This is a genomic window from Microbulbifer sp. Q7 (assembly GCF_001639145.1).
Taxonomy (GTDB): Bacteria; Pseudomonadota; Gammaproteobacteria; order Pseudomonadales; family Cellvibrionaceae; genus Microbulbifer.
Window position 1 is genome coordinate 924,269 of record NZ_LROY01000001.1, and the last position, 14,680, is coordinate 938,948.

Genomic DNA, 14,680 nt, shown 5'->3' on the forward strand with positions numbered 1-14,680 from the left:
TGGATTGAAACACGGTATTCATTGAAGGAACCCTGAGCCCATGTCTGAGCAGTACCCTGCCCCTCAACAGGCCGAGCGCGAGCGCTCTGGCCGAGATATTGCCACGCTGGTGTACCTGATTCAGGCCATCAGCCTGTTTACCGCGGTGCCCTTCTTTGTGGGTGTGCTGATCAACTACGTGAAGCGCGGCGATGTGCGCGGCACCCTGGCAGAATCCCATTTCCGCTGGCAAATCCGCACTTTCTGGTACAGCCTGCTGTGGTTTGTGGTGGGCTGGGCGACGGTGTGGATTCTGGTGGGCTTTGCGGTCTGGGGAATCAGCTGGGTGTGGATGGTGTATCGGGTGATTCGCGGCTGGTTAACGCTGGCGGATAACCGACCAGCCTATTCATAGAAAAATTGATGAGAGAGATGTGAGCGGCCAAGTGGCCGCTCTTTTTTTGCCTCGCAAACAGGCAATGGGTGCGCCGTTGCGGCTTAGAAACCGCCCATCAATGCCAGCACAAACAGGTCTGCCGGCAGCTGCTGGCCATTGACCCGCAGGTTGCCGCGCTCGAGTTGCAGGTGCATGGACAGCTGGCCGTTTTCCTCCTTCAGGAAACCGTACTGTTTGAGCGCGCTGGCCTGCATGATCAGTGGCGATTGCAGCAGGGCTTGCTCCGCAGCGGTGATGTTGGCGCTGCCGTTGAGGTTGTCGAGCCAGAACAGTTTGTCGTTCGCCACCTTTCGGCTTCTCGGCATGCCCTTCCAGTCCACATCCATCTGCAGTTGCATGGGGCCGTTAGCGCTCTCAATATCCAGCTGTTGCTGCAACTTCACCGGGCGCTCAAATATCTTTGGCCAGCTGCGCTGAGCTGTAGGGGTGAGCAGCGCGGTATACAGGTAGTGGTGCAGGTCGTCATAGCTGACCGCCGGCGCGTTCAGCTGGTGGGTGAGTGCGCGGGCGGGGGTGGCCGACTGGATTTCCGGCAGCTTGACTGCGGTCTGCACGTTGAGGGTGCGTGCGGCCACCAGCTTTCCGGTGTAATCAAATTCGGCATTGCGCAACTCCAGTGGCCCGGAGTCATTGTTGGCCCGTACCAGCGGCAGGTCCAGATGCAGGCTGCCGGCGCCGTCAGGTGCCAGCTGGAAGTTGCCTTTGGCCGACTGCACGTAGAGTGCCTCACGGTGGCCGTCCATGCGGACGAATTCACCAAGCTCGAAATCACTGGCTTGCTGCTGCCCCTGGTAATCCGTGATCAGCTGAATACGGGCGCCGGCAAACTGAATCTGCTGGTCGGCGACGTTGCGTTCAATGGGCAGCAGGTGCAGGGTATTGATGACCCGATTGTTTGTCGCGACCAGGGTTTCCACCACCATCGGGCTGTCTTCCACACTGGCACCGATGGGGCCGTAGTAGGCTTCCAGTTGGTGACGCAGGGTCGGTTCCAGCTGCTTGCCGGTCAGGCGGGTTTCTGCGTAAAGGGCGCCGATGCGTGGGCCACTGCGGGTAATCAGCACCGGGCCATGCTGGATCTCGGTGAAGGTTTCCGAGGCGCCGTCCTTGCCCTTGAACAGGGTCAGGGCCTCGGCACCGAACCAGCTGCGCTGGTAGCCGGTGACCTCGATGTTGGGCTGGTGTGCTAGCTGTTGCTGCAGTACCTGCTCTACTTTGGGGCCGATCAGGCCAGGGGCAATCAAGGCTGCCAGCAGCAACAGGGTGGAGAGGGCAAGCAGGATAAAACGTAAGGCTTTCATGCGATCAAATTTCAAGCGTTGGGACCAGCGCCCGATGGTAGCAGATCGCGATGCAGACTGTGACCGCTATTCCCCTCAGTCCCCGTCGACCAGGCCGCATTCGCCGGCAATAGCGCGGGCGACCTTGGAGCCGCTTTCACGGTTCAGGGCACTGGAAATAAAATTGCCGGCTTTGGCCAGGCGGCCCAGATCGATACCGGTGTGGATGCCGAGGCCTTCGAGCATGTACAGCACATCCTCGCTGGCCACATTGCCCGAAGCACCGCGGGCATAAGGACAGCCGCCCAGGCCGGCAACCGCGGAATCCACCACGGTCACCCCCGTCTGCAGTGCCGCATAGATATTGGCGAGCGCCTGGCCATAGGTATCGTGGAAGTGCACCGCCAGCTTCTCGAGTGGTACTTGTCTGGCCACGGTTTCAATCATGGACCGCGCCTTTTCCGGGGTGCCCACACCAATGGTATCGCCGAGGCTGATTTCATAGCAGCCCATATCCAGCAGCGCGCGACTGACCTCGGCCACTTTTTGCGGCTTGATGTCGCCCTCGTAGGGGCAGCCCAGCACGCAGGACACATAACCGCGTACGGGAATGCCGTCTGCGCGAGCCTGCTCCACCAGGGGGCGGAAGCGCGCCAGGCTCTCCTCGATGGAGCAATTGATGTTCTTGCGCGTGAAGCTTTCCGAGGCTGCACCAAACACCGCTACCTCATCTGCTCGCGCATCGCGAGCCCGCTCGTAGCCCACCATGTTGGGGGTGAGGGCACTGTAGGTGACACCGGGTGCCCGCTGGATACCGGCAAGAACCTCCTCGCTGGCGGCCATCTGCGGCACCCATTTGGGGCTCACGAAGCTGCCGGCTTCGATCACCTGCAGGCCGCTTTCGCTCAACAGGTTGATCAGTGCCACCCGTGTTTCCACAGAGATCGGCTGCTTTTCATTCTGCAGGCCATCCCGCGGGCCTACCTCGACTATTTTTACCCGGCTGGGAAGTGTCATCGCCTCAGGCCTCCGCAGTTTCCACAGTGAAGTCGACCAGCAGGCTGCCGCCATCGACCAGTTCGCCCGGAGCGCAGAAGAACTGGTTTACGGTGCCGTCTGCCGGCGCGCGCAGGGTGTGCTCCATCTTCATGGCCTCCATCACCAGCAGCGGTTGATCCTTGCTGACCTTCGCCCCGGCGTCTGCCAGCAGGGCGACAATGGTGCCGTTCATCGGGGCTTCCAGACCGTGCGCTGTATCGCTGGTCTCGCCAATATCCGGCGGCAGGATTTTGAAATCCACCTGCTCGCCACTGACAAACACCGTGCCCTCGCTGCCCTGGGCAACGCTGGAAAAGTTCACCCGGCGTCCATCCAGCACCGCCACGTTCTGGCCGTGCAGTGACGAGATGGTGCCCTGTTGGGCATCCACGGCGGCATCACAGCGCCACTGCAGTTTTTCTTCACTGCCGGAAAAATGGATTTCGATCTCGCGCCCGTGCACTTCGACTTTCTGGCGGCGCCATACCGTCAGTCCGTTGCGCCAGTTATTGCCGGCGTGCCAGGGTGAAAAAGCATCGGCTCTGGGTGCACTGCGATGTTGTGCGCGGGTTTCGCTGTGTTGCAGGAAGGCGGCAATGGCTGCGCACTGCTGCGCGCGCAGCTGCTGTTCCTGCTGCAGAATTTCCTGTTCGTGATCTTCGATAAAGTGGGTGGTAACTCGACCATTCACAAATGCGGTGTGATTGATCACCCGGCGCAGAAATTCAATGTTGTGGCGCAGCCCGGCGATCTGGTAGTGCTGCAGGGCGCGGTCAAGCTTGGCCAGCGCCTCCCGGCGGTTGCGCCCGTGCACGATCAGCTTGGAGATCATCGGGTCGTAGTGCACGCTGATTTCATCGCCGGTCTGTACGCCGGTATCCACGCGCACGGCGCTGTCCTGCGGGGGCGGCTGGTGGCGGAGTAACTTGCCGGTCGCGGGCAGGAAGTCGTTGTCGGGGTCTTCCGCATAGATACGCACTTCAAAGGCGTGCCCTATGATGTGCAGGTCTTCCTGTGCCAGTGGCAGGGGGTCGCCGGCGCCCACCGCCAGCTGCCACGCCACCAGGTCCTGGCCGGTAATCATTTCGGTTACCGGGTGTTCCACCTGCAGGCGGGTGTTCATTTCCATAAAGTAGAAGGCACCGCTGCCGTCGAGCAGGAATTCCACGGTGCCGGCACCCACATAGCCAATGGCATGGGCGGCGCGCAGGGCGGCCTCGCCCATTTTCTTGCGGGTTTCTTCCGGGAGTCCCGGGGCCGGTGCTTCTTCCACGACTTTCTGGTGGCGCCGCTGCACGGAGCAGTCGCGCTCGAACAGGTACACGCCGTTGCCCTGCTTGTCACAGAACACCTGAATCTCGACGTGACGCGGGTTGACCACATAGCGCTCAATCAGCATGACGTCGTCGCTGAAGGCGTTTTGTGATTCCCGTTTGGCGGCGTCCAGCGCTGCGTGGAAGTCGTCGGCCTTGTCGACCCGGCGCATGCCTTTACCGCCACCGCCGGCGGCGGCCTTGAGCAGTACCGGGTAGCCAATGCGGTTGGCATGGCCTTCGAGAATGCCGGGGTCCTGGTTGGTGCCGTGATAGCCGGGCACCAGTGGCACCTTGGCTTCTTCCATGATCCGTTTGGCGGCGGATTTGGAGCCCATGGCTTCGATGGCGGCGGCGGGTGGGCCGACAAAGATGATGCCGGCTTCTTCGCAGGCGCGGCAGAAGCCGGCATTCTCGGAGAGGAATCCGTAGCCGGGGTGTATGGCGTCGGCGCCGGTGCGCTTGGCGGCGGCGAGGACTTTGTCGATGTCCAGGTAGGATTCTTTGGCCGGTGCGGGGCCGAGGTGTACGGCTTCGTCGGCCTGCTGGACATGCAGGGCGTTGGCATCTGCGTCGGAATACACCGCAACGGTGGCAACGCCGAGACGACGCGCGGTGCGGATAATGCGGCAGGCGATTTCGCCACGGTTGGCGATCAGCAGTTTGCGAATCATAGCTGGCTCTGTTGTCTTTCCCAGGTTCTTGGGTGCTCTGTTCTTGTAACGTAGCGGCCGGTCATCAGGGGCAGGTTTTCAGGACCGCTGTGAACCCATCCCTGGGCGCTTCGGCGCAAACATCCTGTTTGCGACGATCCTGAAAACCTGCCCCCGACGCCCGCCCTTCAATTTAAACGTCTGTGCGTTGTAAGCGTCGGGGCAAACTTACTCTTCGCTGGTATTCATCCAACTGGGCGCACGCTTCTCCAGAAACGCACTTAACCCTTCCTGTCCTTCCGGGGACACGCGCACGGCGGCAATCAGTGCACTGGTTTGGCCCTGCAGCTCGTCATTAACAACCCGGTTGGACATGGACATGGCCAGTTGCTTGGCCATGGTGACGGCATTGGGGCCGTTGTCGGTGATGTTGTTCACCAGCTGCTGCACGGTTAAATCCAGCTCGCCCTCGGGGACGACTTCCGACACCAGGCCGATTTCCTTGGCGCGTTCGGCGGAGAAGCGTTCGGCAGTAACGAAATAGCGCCGCGCCTGACGGGTGCCGATGGCGTTGATGACGTACGGGCTGATGGTCGCGGGCAGCAGGCCGATTTTGACCTCGCTCAGGCAGAAGCTGGCGCGCTCGGCGGCGATGGCGATGTCGCAGCAGCTGACGAGGCCCACGGCACCGCCAAACGCAGCGCCCTGTACCCGGGCGATGGTGGGCGCCGGGAACTGGTCGAGTTTGTGCAGCATGGCTGCGAGGGCGGCGGCGTCCTGGCGGTTCTGGTCCTCACTGTATTCGGCCATGCGCTTCATCCAGTTGAGGTCGGCACCGGCGGAAAAGCTTTTGCCGTTGGACGCGAGCACCAGTGCGCGAATACCGCCACTGCGCGCGAGGTTGTCGAAGGTTTCGCCGAGCTGGCGAATCAGGTCGTCATCGAAGGCGTTGTGGATTTCAGGACGGTTGAGGGTAACCGTGGCAACGCCTTCGTTGTCGATGTCGCACAGCATTTTTTCGGTCATGATGATTCCTTGAAGTTGGCAGTCGCTACGGAGTCTGTAAGGTTCTGATGCCGGTACTGGTTTGCTGGACCTTCACCGCCATGGATGGCGGTGCAGAGCCCCCAGGGATGGGTTGAGGGGGGGCGCCTAGCTCGTGTCCAGCAAACCAGTACCGGCAGCAGGACCCGCGCCATACTATCCCAGTGCCCAGAACTACATTCGAAAGACCCCGAACTTCGTTTCCTCCGGCTCCTTGTGCGTGGCCGCCGCCAGGCACAAGCCCAGTACAGTGCGTGTATCTTTCGGATCAATTACACCGTCGTCCCACAAGCGCGCGGAGGCGTAGTAGGGGTGACCTTGGTGCTCGTAGTCGTCGATGATCGGCTGTTTGAACTTGGCGATGTCTTCCTCGCTCCACTCTTCACCGCGCGCCGCCATCTGGTCTTTCTTCACCTGCGCCAGCACGCCCGCCGCCTGCTCGCCCCCCATCACCGAGATGCGTGCATTCGGCCACATAAACAGGAAGTTGGGATCGTAGGCGCGTCCGCACATACCGTAGTTGCCGGCACCGAAAGAGCCGCCGATCAGAATGGTGATCTTGGGTACCTTGGCAGTGGCAACCGCCGTCACCATCTTGGCGCCGTGCTTGGCAATACCGCCGGCTTCGTACTGCTTACCCACCATAAAACCGGTGATGTTCTGCAGGAACACCAGCGGAATATTGCGCTGTGCGCACAGCTCGATAAAGTGCGCGCCCTTTTGTGCACTCTCGGCAAACAGAATGCCATTGTTGGCCACAATGCCCACCGGATAGCCGTGAATACGCGCAAACCCGGTCACCAGCGTGTTGCCGTACAGCGCCTTGAATTCGTCAAACTCGGAACCGTCCACCACACGCGCAATAATCTCGCGCACATCAAACGGCTGGCGGGAATCCTTCGGCACAATGCCGTAGATCTCTTCCGGCGGATAAATCGGCTCCACTGGCTTTTGGATATCCAGCCCCGGATTCTTCACCCGGTTCAGGCGCGCCACGGAATTGCGCGCAATCTGCAGTGCGTGGGTATCGTTATTGGCAAAGTGATCGGAAACCCCGGAAGTCTTGCAGTGCACCTCGGCCCCGCCCAGCTCCTCGGCAGATACCTCCTCACCGGTCGCCGCCTTCACCAGCGGCGGACCCGCCAGGAAAATCGTCGCCTGCTCCTTCACCATGATGGACTCATCCGCCATCGCCGGCACATATGCACCCCCGGCAGTACAGCTGCCCATCACCACCGCGATCTGCGGAATGTTCTTCGCCGACAAATTCGCCTGGTTAAAGAAAATCCGCCCGAAATGTTCACGGTCCGGGAATACATCGTCCTGACGCGGCAGGTTGGCACCGCCGGAATCCACCAGATAGATACACGGCAGATTATTCTGCTCGGCAATCGCCTGCGCACGCAGGTGCTTTTTCACCGTCAGCGGATAATAGGTCCCGCCTTTCACCGTCGCATCGTTGGCAACGATCACACAGGGCTGACCGGCCACGGTACCGATACCGGTCAGGATGCCCGCCGCCGGCACGTCTTCACCGTACACATCAAATGCGGCCATTTGTGAAAACTCGAGGAACGGACTGCCCGGATCGAGCAGGGTGTCGATACGCTCGCGGGGTAGCAGCTTGCCGCGAGAAACGTGTTTCTCCCGCGCGCGCTCGCTGCCGCCCTTGGCGATGGTTTCCAGTTTTTCCCGCAGGTCGTCCACGATCTTCTGCATCTGTTCGCGGTTTTCCGCAAACGCTGAATCTCGGGAATTTATTTTGCTCTGAATCTGATTCATAGATAACACGAGGCCGTTCGTAGTCTGAATCTTGATGCGAAGGTGCTGGTGCCGGTACAGGTTTGCCAGACCTTCTAAAACAGGGATGTTTTAGAAGAGTCCCCAGGGATGGGTTCACGACGTGTCTGGCAAACCTGTACCGGCAGCAGCGCCGCCACCGGAAATAAAAAAGAACTTAGCGAGTCTCGTTAAACAGCTCGCGACCAATCAGCATGCGGCGGATCTCGGAAGTGCCCGCACCGATCTCGTACAGCTTGGCATCGCGCAACAGGCGGCCGGTGGCGTACTCATTGATGTAGCCGTTGCCACCCAGCGTCTGAATAGCTTGCAGCGCCATCTGCGTCGCACGCTCCGCAGTAAACAGGATCACCGCCGCAGAATCCTTGCGCGAATCCTCACCGCGGTCACAAGCCTTCGCCACCGCATACAGATAAGCGCGGCTCGCGTTCAGGTCCGTATACATATCCGCGATCTTGCCCTGCATCAGCTGGAACTCACCAATCGCCTTGCCAAACTGCTTACGGTCGTGAATGTACGGCACAACAATATCCATACACGCCTGCATGATACCCACCGGGCCGCCGGACAGAATCGTGCGCTCGTAATCCAGGCCGCTCATCAGCACGCGTACACCGCCATTCAGCTGGCCCAGAATATTCTCCTCCGGCACCTCACAGTCCTCGAACACCAGCTCACAGGTGTTGGAGCCGCGCATACCCAGCTTGTCCAGCTTCTGCGCCTGGGTGAAACCCTTGAAACCGCGCTCAACAATAAACGCCGTAATGCCACCGGAGCTGATACCCGGCTCCGTGCGCGCATAGATCACATAAGTATGCGCATCCGGACCGTTGGTGATCCACATCTTGTTGCCGTTCAGGATAAAGCGATCGCCCTTCTTCTCCGCCTTCAGCTGCAGGCTCACCACATCGGAACCGGAGTTGGGCTCACTCATCGCCAGCGCACCAATGTGCTCACCGGAACACAGCTTCGGCAGGTACTTCGCTTTCTGTTCCGGGGTGCCGTTCTTGCGGATCTGGTTTACACACAGATTGGAGTGGGCACCGTAAGACAGGCCGACGGACGCAGATGCGCGGGAAATTTCCTCCATCGCCACCGCGTGTGCCAGGTAGCCCATATTGGAGCCGCCGTATTCCTCCTCCACAGTCATCCCCAGCAGACCCAGCTCGCCGAACTTCTTCCACATGTCGGCGGGGAACAGATTGTCCTCGTCGATCTGTGCCGCGCGCGGCGCCAGCTCTGCCTGGCAGAACTTGTAGACCATGTCCCGCAGCATGTCGATTTCTTCGCCGAGGTCGAAGTTCAGGGTTGGGTAAGGAGTATTCATCGCGTGCTCCGCTTTGGATCCGTCAGAGGTTTTTATTCAGTAATCGGTATTCAGGTTGTCTGTTCTTTCAGCGCCGCCTCGGTACGGGCGGTCGCATCGTCCAGCTGGGCCAACACCTTCTCGATGTCGCGCTGCTGCTGTCGCAGCTGCTGGCGTTTGGCATCAATCCGTTCGAGGAGGCGATTGAGCTGCTCCACATTGCCGTGGGCCGGGTCATACATATCGATGATTTCCCGGCTCTCGTCGAGCGAGAAACCAAGCCGCTTGCCGCGCAGGATCAGCTTCAGGCGCACCCGGTCTTCGGGGCTGTACACCCGCGTCTGCCCGCGCCGCTGGGGGGTCAGAAGCCCCTTGTCTTCATAGAAGCGGATGGTGCGGGTGGTAATCCCGAATTCCTGGGCCAGCTCGGAAATGCTGTAGCTGCCGGCAGTGGTATTGCTCATGTGCCATTCCTCAGATCAGCCCGAAGTGTAGTTGACGTTTACGTTAACGTAAACTTTGGTTCGTGATGAATTGTGACTGGGTCGGCGATTTTGGTTTCGGTATCGCTGGCGGCAGGCCTCAAACCAGGGGGCAAAATTTATGTAAGGTTTTGGCGCCGCTGGGTACAGTAAGTGGCATTACCCGCAATAGAGCGGCCTCACCAGATGGAAGAAGCACAACTTGGACGCGCGCGAACAACTATTTCAACAGCTGATCGAGGACTGTGGCAGCGGTATCGCCCGCCTGGCAGGCAGCTACGTCCGTAACCGGGCAGAGCGCGAGGACCTTGTGCAGGAGATCTGGCTCGCCATCTGGCGGGCGCTGCCCGGGTTCCGTGGGGATGCCAGCCCGCGCACCTTCGCCTACCGCATCGCCCACAACCGTAGTGTTACCCAGCTGGCCCGCCGTCGCGACAGCGAGGATGGCGAGGTGCTGGAGACGGTCGCCGACGAGCGTCCGGGGCCCGAGACGCAGTTGTTGCAGCGCCGTGACGCCGAGCGGCTGATGCGCGCGGTGGCGCAACTGCCGCTGGGTATGCGCCAGGTATTGACCCTGCGCTTCGAGGGCCTGAGCTACAGCGAAATTTCCGAAGTGCTCGGTATCAGCGAGTCCAACGTGGCGGTGCGCCTTAACCGAGCGCGCGAACGCTTGAACAGTAAATTGAGTGAAACGGTGTGAATCCGCACATGAATAATAGAGAACACAGCCAGTCCGGCGCTGATCAAAGCGCAGATGATGGGCTGCAGGAATTGGCAAGCCTCTGGCGGCAATCGCCAGTGGAAGTGCCGGTACCTACAGCCATTCGCGCGCAGGTAGTCCGGCAGGAGCGTCGTATGCGCTGGTATGCGTGGTTTGAATGGATCGCGTCGCTGGTGGTCGGTGTCGGTGGTGTCTACTTGATACTCCATAGTGAGGCCGGCGATGCCCCCTGGCGCGCGTTGCTGGTGGTCGTGCTTTTGGCCTGGGCCATGGCCTTTTCCGTTGCCAACCGTCGAGGTGTGTGGGAACCACTCGAAGAATCCGTGGGCGGCTATCTGGATCTGGCGCGACTGCGACTGGTGCGCAAGCGCCGAATGTTGCGCTTTACCTGGCTGTTTTTTATTGCGGAGCTGGGTATTTTTGCCGTGTGGCAGTGGCTGTCGGGCTATGGCTGGCTGGAGCCGATTTTCGCTGGTGACGGTCGTTTTGCCATGACCTGGATCACCGTGTTTGCACTGGCGATGGGCTTCTGGAGCGCCTGGTACTGGCATCGGATAAAAAGTAGCGAGCGGCAGATTGCAAAATGGCAGCGGGAAAATATCGAGGCAAGTGAAAAATAAATTGTAAGAAAATGGATGGCAGGGGTACTACACAAGGTGTCGATCGATCAGTCAATAATTCACACTAATCACGAAAGAGATATTCACCATGTTGTCGAACCTTGAACAAAAATTTTCCGACTTCCTCGAACTGTTTGTCCAAATGAACCTGGTGCAAACCGTGGGCTTCGTCATCTTCTTTTTTGCGATCTGGTTTTTGCCGAGCTTGCTGGCAATATTTTTTAACCGGAATCATCTGGGCAAAATTTTCCTCGCCAATGTGCCTGCAGGGTTGTCATGGATCGCCTGGGTGGCGCTGTTGGTATGGGCGGCTACTGGCAAGGTGAGCGGAAAGCTCGCCAAGAAGTATGGGGCTGATGGTTCGACGGTGGCGATCAAGGCGGAGAGCTAATCCCCGCATACATGTCATGTTCAAATAGCGTAGTAAAAAGCCTTCGCTGGCACGCAAGGGCGCGTACCAGCGAAGGCTTTTAGTGCAGTTTGCTGGTGCAGTTTCTAGCGATTGCTCGGCAGCATTTCAGTGGCAAGATACTCGCGGTAATACGCACTGGCCAGCAACTGCTTGGCCTCCTCGATATCCGGTGCGAAGTAGCGGTCCTTGTCGTAGAAAGAGACGCGTTCGCGCAGCGCAGCCTTGGCGTTTTCCAGTTTTTCGGTGGTCTTCAGCGGGGCGCGGAAGTCCAGGCCCTGGCAGGCGGCCAGCAGCTCTACCGCGAGGATGCCGCAGGTATTGTCGGCCATGTCGCGCAGGCGGCGGCCGGCGAAGGTGGCCATGGACACGTGGTCTTCCTGGTTGGCAGAAGTGGGCAGGGAGTCCACGCTCGCCGGGTGGGCGAAGGTCTTATTCTCGCTGGCCAGTGCCGCGGAGGTGACCTGCGCGATCATAAAGCCGGAGTTCACGCCGCCGTTGTCCACCAGGAACGGCGGCAGGCCGGACAGGTTGGAGTCGATCAGCAGCGCCATGCGGCGCTCGGACAGGGAGCCAATTTCCGCGATGGCCAGGGCCAGGTTGTCGGCGACCATGGCCACCGGTTCCGCGTGGAAGTTGCCACCGGAAATAATGTCGGAGTTTTCTGGGTTGTCCACATCGGTAAATACCAGCGGGTTGTCGGAAACGCCATTGGCTTCCGCCAGCAGGATTTCGGCGGCGAAGCGGATCTGCTGCAGGCAGGCGCCCATCACCTGGGGCTGGCAGCGGAGGCTGTAGGGATCCTGAACTTTTTCACAGTCCTCGTGGGACTCGCCAATTTCACTCTGGTCACCCAACAGGTCGCGGTAGCTCGCGGCCACATCGCGCTGTGCCTGCTGGCCGCGCACCATGTGGATGCGGTCATCGAACGGGCGGCGCGAGCCCTTGGCGGCTTCCAGGGTCAGCGCGCCGGTAACCACGGCGCCGGCGAACAGGTCCTCGGCGGAGAACAGCCCCTGCAGGGCAAACGCGGTGGAAGCCTGGGTGCCGTTGAGCAGTGCCAAACCTTCCTTCGGCGCCAGTACCACCGGACGCATTTCCGCAAAGCGCAGGCCTTCGGACGCGGGTTTGCGTTCGCCGTTGATAAAGCATTCCCCTTCGCCCAGCAATACCACGCTCATGTGCGCCAGCGGTGCCAGGTCGCCGGAGGCACCCACGGAGCCTTTTTCCGGGATGGCCGGGTACACGCCGGCGTTGACCAGCTTGATCAGCGCCTCGATGACTTCCAGGCGGATGCCGGAGAAGCCGCGCGCGAGGGAGTTGATCTTCAGTACCATCAGCAGGCGCACGGTGTCTTCGCTCATGAAGTTGCCGGTGCCGGCGGCGTGGGACAGGACGATAGCGCGCTGCAGGGTTTCCAGGTCTTCCTGCTTGATACTGGTGTTTGCCAGCAGGCCGAAACCGGTGTTGATGCCGTACACGGTGCGACCCTGTTCCAGCACATCGGCCACGGTTTTTGCGGAAGCATTGATGGCGGCGTGGGCGTCTTTGTTCAGGGTCAGTTTTACCGCCTCGCGGGCCACACGACGCAATTGCTCCAGGCTCAGTTGGCCGGGGGTGATTTCCAGTTGGTACATAAATTTTCTCACCGAAAATATTGTTTACTTCCGCCATGTCGCAATGACATGGCGGCTATAAATTAAAAAACTTGCCAATCAGTCTTTCAGCATCGGCAGGTCTAGACCCTGCTCTTTGGCGCACTGCTTGGCGATGTCGTAGCCCGCATCGGCGTGGCGCATCACGCCGGTGGCCGGGTCGTTCCACAGTACGCGTTCGATGCGTTTTTTCGCCGCGTCGGTGCCGTCACACACGATGACCACGCCGGAATGCTGGGAGAAGCCCATGCCCACCCCACCGCCGTGGTGCAGGGAAACCCAGGTAGCGCCGGAGGCGGTATTCAGCAGGGCGTTCAGCAGCGGCCAGTCGGAGACCGCATCGCTGCCGTCCAGCATGGATTCGGTTTCCCGGTTGGGGCTGGCTACGGAGCCGGAGTCGAGGTGGTCGCGGCCGATGACCACCGGCGCTTCGAGTTCGCCGTTGGCAACCATTTCGTTGAACGCCAGCGCCAGGCGCGCGCGGTCTTTCAAGCCGACCCAGCAGATGCGCGCGGGCAGGCCCTGGAACTGGATGCGCTCGCGGGCCATGTCCAGCCAGTTGTGCAGCTGCGGATTGTCCGGGATCAGTTCCTTGACCTTGGCGTCGGTCTTGTAGATGTCTTCCGGGTTGCCGCTCAGTGCTGCCCAGCGGAAGGGGCCGATGCCTTCGCAGAACAGCGGACGGATATACGCGGGTACGAAGCCGGGGAAGTCGAACGCATTTTCCACGCCTACTTCAAAGGCCATCTGGCGAATGTTGTTGCCGTAGTCGAGGGTGGCGGCACCGCGCTCCTGCAGGGTGAGCATGGCCTGCACCTGCACGCCCATGGATTTCTTCGCTTCTTTTACCACCAGGGCTTCGTCGCGTTTGCGCATCTCGGCAGCCTGCTCCATGGTCCAGCCTTGCGGCAGGTAGCCGTTCAGCGGGTCGTGGGCGGAGGTCTGGTCGGTAACGCAGTCCGGCAGGATGCCGCGCTCGACAATTTCCGGGAAGACGTCAGCGGCGTTGCCGAGCAGGCCAACGGAGATGGCCTCTCCCTTTTCCATGGCATCGTTGATCATTGCCAGGGCGTCGTCGAGGCTGGTGGCTTTCTTGTCGACGTAGCCGGTACGCAGGCGGAAGTCGATGCGGGTTTCATCGCACTCGACGGCGATCATGCAGAAGCCGGCCATGGTGGCGGCCAGTGGCTGGGCGCCGCCCATGCCGCCGAGGCCGCCGGTGAGTACCCATTTGCCTTTGGCTTCACCGTCGAAGTGTTTACGTGCAACTGCGGCAAAGGTTTCGTAGGTGCCCTGGACGATGCCCTGGGAGCCGATGTAGATCCAAGAGCCGGCGGTCATCTGGCCATACATGGCGAGGCCTTTTTTATCCAGCTCGTTGAAGTGCTCCCAGTTGGCCCAGTGGGGGACGAGGTTGGAGTTGGCGATGAGTACGCGGGGGGCGTCGGCGTGGGTTTTGAAAACGCCGACGGGTTTGCCGGACTGGACCAATAGCGTTTCGTCGTCTTCCAGGCGCTGCAGCACTTCGACGATCTTGTCGTAGCACTCCCAGTCGCGCGCGGCGCGGCCGATGCCGCCGTACACGACGAGGTCTTCCGGACGTTCGGCGACGTCGGGATGCAGGTTGTTCATCAGCATGCGCAGGGGGGCTTCGGTGAGCCAGCTTTTTGCGTTCAGCTTGGTGCCGGTGGGGGCGGCAATTTTACGGCTGGGGTCGTGGCGTTTATCGGTCATGGTTGCCTCGTCTATTTTCAAATTCTGTGGATAGTTTTGAATTTGATTTTTTGTGGGCTTTTGGCCCTGTGGTATTGGGTGCTCCGGATTTTGGTCCGGTGGCGGCGGGGCACCGGGTGTAGGATTTCAGGACCGCTACAAGTACGTCCCTGTAAGCTGCGTCGGCGACGTCCATGTCGCCGACGCTCC

The 14,680-nt window shown here is 60.4% G+C and carries 13 protein-coding genes; 4 read left to right on the forward strand and 9 right to left on the reverse strand.

Translation table 11 applies throughout. The features are described 5' to 3' along the window. Positions 1 to 40 precede the first annotated feature (40 nt). Positions 41 to 394 carry a hypothetical protein gene (locus AU182_RS03700; protein ID WP_066960779.1) on the forward strand — a complete coding sequence of 118 codons (354 nt, stop codon included), beginning with the start codon at positions 41 to 43 and terminating at the stop codon, positions 392 to 394. An 83-nt stretch (positions 395 to 477) separates the two neighbouring features. Here AU182_RS03700 and AU182_RS03705 read toward each other — a convergent pair whose 3' ends face one another. The 7 genes from AU182_RS03705 to AU182_RS03735 form a co-directional block, all read right to left on the reverse strand. Beyond that, positions 478 to 1,737, reverse strand: coding sequence for a DUF945 family protein (locus AU182_RS03705; protein ID WP_153039103.1), 1,260 nt, complete (start codon positions 1,735 to 1,737; stop codon positions 478 to 480). A gap of 75 nt (positions 1,738 to 1,812) precedes the next feature. Beyond that, the gene (locus AU182_RS03710) at positions 1,813 to 2,733 is read right to left on the reverse strand and encodes a hydroxymethylglutaryl-CoA lyase (protein WP_066960784.1); all 921 of its coding nucleotides are present in this window, start codon (positions 2,731 to 2,733) and stop codon (positions 1,813 to 1,815) included. 4 nt (positions 2,734 to 2,737) lie between these two features. Continuing rightward, the gene (locus AU182_RS03715; RefSeq protein ID WP_066960787.1) at positions 2,738 to 4,741 is read right to left on the reverse strand and encodes an acetyl/propionyl/methylcrotonyl-CoA carboxylase subunit alpha; all 2,004 of its coding nucleotides are present in this window, start codon (positions 4,739 to 4,741) and stop codon (positions 2,738 to 2,740) included. Between the two features lie 207 nt (positions 4,742 to 4,948). Next, the gene (locus AU182_RS03720) at positions 4,949 to 5,746 is read right to left on the reverse strand and encodes an enoyl-CoA hydratase/isomerase family protein (protein WP_066960790.1); all 798 of its coding nucleotides are present in this window, start codon (positions 5,744 to 5,746) and stop codon (positions 4,949 to 4,951) included. A gap of 192 nt (positions 5,747 to 5,938) precedes the next feature. Next, the gene (locus tag AU182_RS03725) at positions 5,939 to 7,546 is read right to left on the reverse strand and encodes a carboxyl transferase domain-containing protein (protein ID WP_066960792.1); all 1,608 of its coding nucleotides are present in this window, start codon (positions 7,544 to 7,546) and stop codon (positions 5,939 to 5,941) included. A 175-nt stretch (positions 7,547 to 7,721) separates the two neighbouring features. Next, positions 7,722 to 8,891 carry an isovaleryl-CoA dehydrogenase gene (locus tag AU182_RS03730; protein ID WP_066960794.1) on the reverse strand — a complete coding sequence of 390 codons (1,170 nt, stop codon included), beginning with the start codon at positions 8,889 to 8,891 and terminating at the stop codon, positions 7,722 to 7,724. Between the two features lie 50 nt (positions 8,892 to 8,941). Next, positions 8,942 to 9,334 carry a MerR family DNA-binding transcriptional regulator gene (locus tag AU182_RS03735; protein WP_066960796.1) on the reverse strand — a complete coding sequence of 131 codons (393 nt, stop codon included), beginning with the start codon at positions 9,332 to 9,334 and terminating at the stop codon, positions 8,942 to 8,944. Between the two features lie 220 nt (positions 9,335 to 9,554). Here AU182_RS03735 and AU182_RS03740 point away from each other — a divergent pair, with 220 nt between their 5' ends. The 3 genes from AU182_RS03740 to AU182_RS03750 all read left to right on the forward strand — a co-directional run bounded on the left by AU182_RS03740 (position 9,555) and on the right by AU182_RS03750 (position 11,084). Beyond that, entirely contained in the window at positions 9,555 to 10,052 is a 498-nt protein-coding gene (locus tag AU182_RS03740; RefSeq protein WP_066960799.1) for an RNA polymerase sigma factor, read from the forward strand. A gap of 8 nt (positions 10,053 to 10,060) precedes the next feature. Beyond that, positions 10,061 to 10,693, forward strand: a complete 633-nt coding sequence (locus tag AU182_RS03745) for a hypothetical protein (RefSeq protein ID WP_153039104.1) — start codon at positions 10,061 to 10,063, stop codon at positions 10,691 to 10,693. A gap of 88 nt (positions 10,694 to 10,781) precedes the next feature. Continuing rightward, positions 10,782 to 11,084, forward strand: a complete 303-nt coding sequence (locus AU182_RS03750) for a superinfection immunity protein (protein WP_066960803.1) — start codon at positions 10,782 to 10,784, stop codon at positions 11,082 to 11,084. 104 nt (positions 11,085 to 11,188) lie between these two features. Here the strand turns inward: AU182_RS03750 and hutH are convergent, their stop codons facing one another. Together hutH and hutU are read right to left on the reverse strand one after the other, a co-directional pair. Continuing rightward, positions 11,189 to 12,739, reverse strand: coding sequence for a histidine ammonia-lyase (hutH, locus tag AU182_RS03755; protein WP_066960806.1), 1,551 nt, complete (start codon positions 12,737 to 12,739; stop codon positions 11,189 to 11,191). Positions 12,740 to 12,817: 78 nt separating this feature from the next. Further along, complete coding sequence (gene hutU / locus AU182_RS03760) at positions 12,818 to 14,491, reverse strand: urocanate hydratase (RefSeq protein WP_066960807.1); 1,674 nt, start codon at positions 14,489 to 14,491, stop codon at positions 12,818 to 12,820. Positions 14,492 to 14,680: the final 189 nt, after the last annotated feature.

Coding starts and splice junctions, on each gene's coding strand:
- AU182_RS03700 (WP_066960779.1), top strand. CDS start 41: ATGTCTGAGCAGTACCCTGCCCCTCAACAGGCCGAGCGCGAGCGCTCT.
- AU182_RS03705 (WP_153039103.1), bottom strand. CDS start 1,737: ATGAAAGCCTTACGTTTTATCCTGCTTGCCCTCTCCACCCTGTTGCTG.
- AU182_RS03710 (WP_066960784.1), bottom strand. CDS start 2,733: ATGACACTTCCCAGCCGGGTAAAAATAGTCGAGGTAGGCCCGCGGGAT.
- AU182_RS03715 (WP_066960787.1), bottom strand. CDS start 4,741: ATGATTCGCAAACTGCTGATCGCCAACCGTGGCGAAATCGCCTGCCGC.
- AU182_RS03720 (WP_066960790.1), bottom strand. CDS start 5,746: ATGACCGAAAAAATGCTGTGCGACATCGACAACGAAGGCGTTGCCACG.
- AU182_RS03725 (WP_066960792.1), bottom strand. CDS start 7,546: ATGAATCAGATTCAGAGCAAAATAAATTCCCGAGATTCAGCGTTTGCG.
- AU182_RS03730 (WP_066960794.1), bottom strand. CDS start 8,891: ATGAATACTCCTTACCCAACCCTGAACTTCGACCTCGGCGAAGAAATC.
- AU182_RS03735 (WP_066960796.1), bottom strand. CDS start 9,334: ATGAGCAATACCACTGCCGGCAGCTACAGCATTTCCGAGCTGGCCCAG.
- AU182_RS03745 (WP_153039104.1), top strand. CDS start 10,061: ATGAATAATAGAGAACACAGCCAGTCCGGCGCTGATCAAAGCGCAGAT.
- AU182_RS03750 (WP_066960803.1), top strand. CDS start 10,782: ATGTTGTCGAACCTTGAACAAAAATTTTCCGACTTCCTCGAACTGTTT.
- hutH (WP_066960806.1), bottom strand. CDS start 12,739: ATGTACCAACTGGAAATCACCCCCGGCCAACTGAGCCTGGAGCAATTG.
- hutU (WP_066960807.1), bottom strand. CDS start 14,491: ATGACCGATAAACGCCACGACCCCAGCCGTAAAATTGCCGCCCCCACC.